Source organism: Candidatus Woesearchaeota archaeon (assembly GCA_003694805.1).
Lineage (GTDB): Archaea > Nanobdellota > Nanobdellia > Woesearchaeales > J110 > J110.
The window spans coordinates 1-6439 of record RFJU01000018.1 but is presented as its reverse complement, the minus strand read 5'-3'; the positions used below and the strand labels follow the sequence as shown (position 1 = coordinate 6439).

The window sequence follows — 6439 nt, the reverse complement described above, 5'->3', positions numbered from 1 at the left end:
TTCGGCCCCCACGAACCAGAAAAGTTCCCGTACAACGTGCACGTCATGACTTGGTCGTCCGTCGCGGTAAAGTTGAAATCCACATGTGCGCCAACAACGGACGCGTTGGCAGGAGTGTTGAGGACCACAGAAGGCTCGCGCAACGCATCAACACTCTGCAACGACCAGTACGTCCTCCCCCCCGCAGTCGTTATCGTTGCAGAAGAACTTGACGAGCGCCCCACCCGCACTTCCAAGCGGTCGCCTTGAGAGAGTTGCACGAGGCAGCTGGCAAAGTTACTGCTCTCATACGTGTCCTCACTTCCCTGTGCACCCCTGTTATACCCTTGCGATGCGCACACCGGCGCGTCGGCCCCGTTCAGGCGAAGAACTCCAAACAACTCAAGGCGCGTACTGCCGCTTGACCGATTCTCATACACGTTATACGAGACACGATACAACCCGGTATGATTCACTTCTACGGTGTTGCTGTCAACAATGATGAAGTGGCTGTCAGACCTGTTCACCGTTGCAAAATTAATATCCGTGCCCGTCACGGTGTTCACACTCTGCCCCCCCGCAAGGTCGTGCAGGATCGCCACGTTTGCATCGCCGTCAGGAACCCTCTCCACGTCCAGCCACGTCCGCCCGCCAAAGACGGAAACCGCCGCGCTCGCAGATGACTCTCTCCTCCCCCTCACCTGGATCACATCCCCCGCGCTTAGTTCAATGAGGGCGTCGCTCGTCGCAACGCCGTCCTCTGAACTCGTATCACCCCTCACGTACGTGTACGACGCGCCAACCGGGACGGTGTTTCCGTTCACGAGAAGGCGCACGTCACCGCCGTAGCGAATACCGCCGCCGGCCTCGTGAATAGCAATGCCGTAGCTCACTCTATACAGGCCGGTCTTGAGAATCGTCACGTTCGTTGACGTCGGGGTAAAGTTGAACGAGGAATCAACACGCTCGGCCACGTTCCAGTCAATCACGACCCCCGTCGTGCTGTCCATGGAGTCGCCGCCGACCGAGTCGCGAATCATGGCAACGTCCGGGGCGTGCAAGAACTGCATATGCAACCACGTATGATTCCCCCACACCGTGGCGGCAGCAGAACTGCTCGAGCTCCTCCCCGCGACAATGGAAACGTTGTCACCCGCCGACAGGTTCAACAAACAATCGGCGGTCGCGACGCCTTCCAAGGAGTCAGTGGATCCTCTCGTGTACGTTTGCGACCAGCACGCATTCGCGTCAGCCCCGTTCACCGTCACCTTCGCGAAATGCTCGACACGCGTATTCGATGCAGGCCTCGTAAACCCAACACCGTAAGAAACCCTGTAAATACCTGACTCGTTCACCGTCACGATGCTCGACCCAGGCGTGAAGAGGTATTGCGAGTCGTTCCTATCAACAGAATCAAACGTCACACTCGCTCCAGAAACCGTGTTAAGGTTCAACCCCCCCGCGGATTCACGAAGCATCAACACTCCACTCACCAACGCGAAGTTGTGCGCGTACTTCGTAACGTTGCCAAATGTGAACGCGAGTGTGTGCGTCCCGCGAGTGAGAACCTTAGAGGCCTCCCTGCCCGTCTCGTTACACGAGTAGTTCCTCGCAACAACACGCCCGGCCTCCCACGTGTAATTCACGGCTTCACCGCCGCATGACAACGTCAAAAACTTCAAGTCCTCCGTTTCTCGAACGTTATCCCACGTGGTGCCATCCGCTGGCGCTATGACGAGATCTGCCGTGCCGGTTGTGTTAAAGCGCACCTCCCACACGCCGCCCACGGTCGGGTAACTTTGCACGTTCAAAATCTCCAGTGTTTCAGCAAAGCCAGGGTCTCCTGCATAGATGGGAATAACGTAGGGCTTTCCTGGCTCGAGCGCTTGCACGAGCTGCCACGACCCCTTGCACTCCTGAGCTGCAAAACTCCAATCAGCGCATTTGTAAAGCTTGTTCCCCTTCGCAGTCCGCGTGATCGTTCCGTTCGTGAAATTCAGCTCTGCAGGATTGATCGCGAACGACTCGATCGGAACGTCTTTGAGCCCGCCGAGCCGCTTTTTTCGCACCTCTTCAAAGTCAAGGACCAACTCCTTCGCGGCGGTCACGTTGTGCAGGAAGATACGCACGCCGCCAACTTCTACAATCTCAACATCGTAACGGTTGTTTTCCAAAACAACTTCTTGTGGGACGCCACGTCGCAGGAAGCGAGTAATGCCTTCCTTCACCCTGCCAGAGCGGTCGCGCAAGAGCACTCTGGGCTGAACTCGAAGACTTCCCTGCACGCCACCGGGAAGCGTGACGCCGTTGCTCCCGCTAACGACTCCTCCTCCTTCCACCCTTCCCGCGCCAAGCGCGCTGCCAAGACGATCAATGCTACTATTAAGGATGCTAGCATTCGATGCATTGCCAAAGCTGTCAAAGCCGGCTCCCCCACTGGCAGAAGCACGCGAGCCGCTCAAACCACTCGAAGTATTCGTCGAAGTATTCAACGTATTCAACGTGCTCGACGTGTTCAGAACTGCATCACCCCCCTGCAGCGTGCCAGAACCCGAACGATTAAACACCCCCTGCGTGGCAGAAGCGGCACTCGCGCTTGAAGACCTCGAAACCTCTAAAGACACCTCAAACGTTGTCGTATACGAAACTCCTTCCAGCTCATCCGTCAACGTCACCGTGTACGTCCCGACTTCTTGAGGCCTGAACTTCACCTCACCATCTACATCGCCAAGGAAGGTGTACGTGCTAGAAGGCGTCCTCAACGTGAGCCTCGTCTTAAATCCTTTAACCAACGATTTTATGCGCACAAGCTCTCCTGGCAGGTACACTTCCTTGTCTGTTTGCACCGTGCCTGCCTCGCCTTCCTTGGGCGTCAGCTCCTCGACTACTTGAAACGACGCCTGCGCAACGGAAGCGCCGCGAACGTCTCGCACCACGACCACGTACTCGCCGGCTTCTTGAGGGATGAAGGTCTGCCACCCGTTCGGATCGCCCAAGAACCTGAACTCAGACGACGGAGTCACCACGCTGAGGCGATCTGAAGCACTCCCTTGCACGAAGAAAGCAACTTGTTCGCCGAGTACAAACACCTCTTTGTCCAAGGAAACACTGGAAGCACGAGAAACACTGGCATCAGCACCGCTCACGCCCGCGGGAGAAGGAACAGCAGCGCCAACGAGAGCCGCTCGTGCGCCAATGCCTAGTGTGCAGAGCGCAAGCCAAACCACAAGCAAAAACACAACGCGCGAAACGCGCGAAGGAACACTGAGCGCCTGCACCTGCTTTACTGAAGCACCCACAAGTTCACCCCCGCCTTCTTGAGTCGCCGCACCCTGCCCAGCAATGCTAACTCGAGCAAGTACTTCTCAGCAGTGTTCCAAGAAATATTTTGGAGTGCGGCCACTTCTGAGGTGGTCGTGACCTTCCCCACCTCTTTTATGAGTTTTAACAGTGTTCTTTGCTGTTGTGAAAGCCCTTCAAGCTGCCCGGGCGCTTCTCGCGCTTTTGGAGCGGCCCTCTGCTTCTCTTTTCTCAGCTTCCTGCCTCGCTGCAGCGCTTCATTTTTCTTTACTGTCGTCTTAGCTCGCTTCACCTGCTTCACCAGGGCGCATCGTCGTCGATTCTCCTCGCAACGCGCAAGCCACCTCTACACAATATATGAAATCTCATAAGTAAAATCTTATGAATATTCATAAATCACTGGAACCGTCATTTATAAATTTTTCTGCAAGAACCGGCCCTGGGCAAGAACGACAAAGACGAAAAGCTTAAAACCCGCACTAACGAAAAGGCACCCAGGAACGAAAAACACCATGCCAAGAACACGATCACCCGCCACAACCAACAAAGCAGCAACGAGCAAGAACACGGCCAAAAACAAGACAAACAAACCAACAAGCACGTCAAGACAAGCGTCAGGACACGAATCAGGACAAGGCAACTACCAAAACCCTGCCGCCTCTGCCCACCACCCGAGCAAACACGTGCCAGGCCCCCTCACGACCGCGCTGCGAACCCTCCTCCCCCTCTTCGGCAAAAAAAAACAACTCGTGGAAAAAGCACGAGAAGCCATCGCTGACGAAGACTTTCGCCGCCTCGTCACACTCCTCAAACAAAACAAAGCAGGAGGCACCATCCACACCACCGGCACCACCCTCGTCCCAAGCCAAGACTACCCGCTCTTTCGCGCCTACTTCAAAGACGAAACAACACAATCCTTCATCAACCACGTCAACAAAACCATTGAAACCTACTACCTTACAAGCGCGTACCACCACTTCGCACAACACGGCGCAGCCACCCTCCACCGCCTCGTCGCACCAGGCATTGTCGGACTCGAGAACGTCAAACGAGCAGCAACCCTCCTCCTCTTCGCCAAAGAACCCGTCCACATCCTCCTCCTCGGCGACCCGGGAACCGGCAAAACAGAAATCCTCCGTGCCGTAGAAGAAATCGCACCCATCGCGACCTTCGGCCTCGGCAGCGGCACCAGCGGAGCAGGCCTCGCCGTAACCGTCAAAGGAAACACCATCAAAGAAGGGCTTCTTCCCCAAGCAGACCACGGCATTTGCTGCATTGACGAACTCAACCTCATGAAGCACCAAGACCTCGCTGCCCTTTACAACGCCATGGAAAAAGGATTCATCACCTACAACAAGGGAGGAGAGAAACTTCGCTTCAACGCACGAGTGCGCATCCTCGCCACCGCCAACCCGAAAGGGGACCGGCTCGTCGGGAAAAGCGCCGAAACAATTAAACGACAACTCCCCTTCGACCAAGCCCTCCTCTCCCGCTTCCACCTCATCTTCCTCATAAAAAAACCAAACAAAGAAGACTTCATCGCCATCACAAAAAACATCATTAAACAAGAACGAATCGTCATCAAGCGAGCAGACGTGCACTTCATCAAGCACTACATCCGATACGCCAACACCATCCAACCAACGTTCAGCAAGAAATTCGAGCCGGTAGTCGTCAACTTCATCGAAACCATTGCACGCGATGAAAAAAAATTCATCACAGACATCAGCCCCCGCCTCGTCGTCGGCGCCATCCGCCTTGCGAAAGCAAACGCACGGCTCACCCTCAAGCCGAACGTTGAAGCGAACGACCTCAAAACCGCCCTGAACATCCTCAAAGCCAGCTTGTACTGGTGGACGCATCAAGCAACAACACCGCCCGCCTCACCCGCCTAACACGCACCGCCACACCACCCCCTCCAGCACTTGTTTTTCTACTAATGCGTGAAAAGCAAAACTGATAAAACCCCATCAAAAGAATAAACACCAATGCTCGCCACGATTCGAAAACGCGCAAGAGAAGCACACAAGCACATCATCCTCGCAGAAGGAAACGATGAACGCGTCGTCATCGCGGCCGCGAGGGCAAGAAAAGAACGCCTCGCCCGCATCACCCTTCTTGGCGACGTTGACAAAATCCTCGTCGAAGCCCACCACACAAAAACATCCCTCTCAGGCATCTCCCTCCTCGACACCGGACACAAACACACCATCATCCCACACCTCTTCAAACCCGTCTACGAACAAAGAAAAACAAAAGGATTAACCATTGAAAAAGCAAAAGAACTCGTCAAGGAGCCCGCTTTCGCCGCCGCCGCCCTCGTCGCAATGGGGTACGCAGACGCATTTATCTCCGGCGCCACCCACCCCACCGCTGACACCATCCGAGCAGGCCTCTACACCTTCGGCACCAGGCATTACGCTTCAAGCAGCATGCTCATCCTTCCCAAACACCACCGCCCCCTCCTCTTTGCAGACTGCGGCTTCAACATCAGTCCGGACGCGGAACAGCTTGCAAACATCGCCGTGAGCACAGCAGACACCGCCCTCTTCCTCGGCATCAACCCCCGCATCGCCTTCCTCTCCTTCAGCACGAAAGGAAGCGGGGGGAACAACCTTTTTGTCGAAAAAGTGCGCAAGGCGGCAGACCTCGTCAAACACGCTCTCCCTGACCTCCCCGTCGAAGGAGAAATGCAAGTCGACGCCGCCCTCATCCCCGCTATCGCAAAACGAAAAATGCAACACTCAAAACTGCACGGCGACGCAACCATCCTCATCTTCCCCGACCTCAACGCTGGCAACATTGGCTACAAGCTCGTAGAGCGTCTCGGCGGAGCACGCGCAGTCGGCCCTATCATGCAAGGTTTCAAAAAACCCTTCTGCGACCTCTCCCGCGGCTGTTCTCCTGATGACATCGTCGACGCCATCGCCATTACCGCAGTCCAGTGCACAGCAAACGATCAATGGGAAGCACGCTACCATCAAAAACAACTCGACCGAAAGTAAACTCCTGCAACAACTTCTCGCAGCACCGACTACAACGCCAAAGACACAACAAAAAAATACGACAAAAAAACGCCAAAAAAAACGTTCTTATTATGAAATACTCACAAAACTTTAAATACCCTTTCTCGAGAAGAAAGAAAAAACCATAAAAAACA

General features: G+C 55.0%; 4 protein-coding genes. 2 read left to right on the top strand and 2 right to left on the bottom strand.

Annotation, left to right across the window (positions count from 1 at the left end):
* Together D6783_00800 and D6783_00795 are read right to left on the bottom strand one after the other, a co-directional pair.
* Positions 1 to 3257, bottom strand: a 3257-nt coding sequence (locus tag D6783_00800; protein RME53825.1) for a hypothetical protein, incomplete at its 3' end; no start/stop codon positions are given.
* Positions 3258 to 3262: 5 nt separating this feature from the next.
* On the bottom strand, positions 3263 to 3580 hold the full coding sequence (locus D6783_00795) for a hypothetical protein (GenBank protein RME53824.1): 318 nt from the start codon (positions 3578 to 3580) through the stop codon (positions 3263 to 3265).
* Positions 3581 to 3791: 211 nt separating this feature from the next.
* On the opposite strand from D6783_00795, the gene D6783_00790 reads away from it, so the two are divergent.
* Both D6783_00790 and D6783_00785 read left to right on the top strand, forming a co-directional pair.
* A complete protein-coding gene (locus D6783_00790; GenBank protein ID RME53823.1) occupies positions 3792 to 5174 on the top strand; it encodes a hypothetical protein in 1383 nt (460 codons plus the stop codon).
* A gap of 93 nt (positions 5175 to 5267) precedes the next feature.
* On the top strand, positions 5268 to 6284 hold the full coding sequence (locus D6783_00785; GenBank protein ID RME53822.1) for a phosphotransacetylase: 1017 nt from the start codon (positions 5268 to 5270) through the stop codon (positions 6282 to 6284).
* Positions 6285 to 6439: the final 155 nt, after the last annotated feature.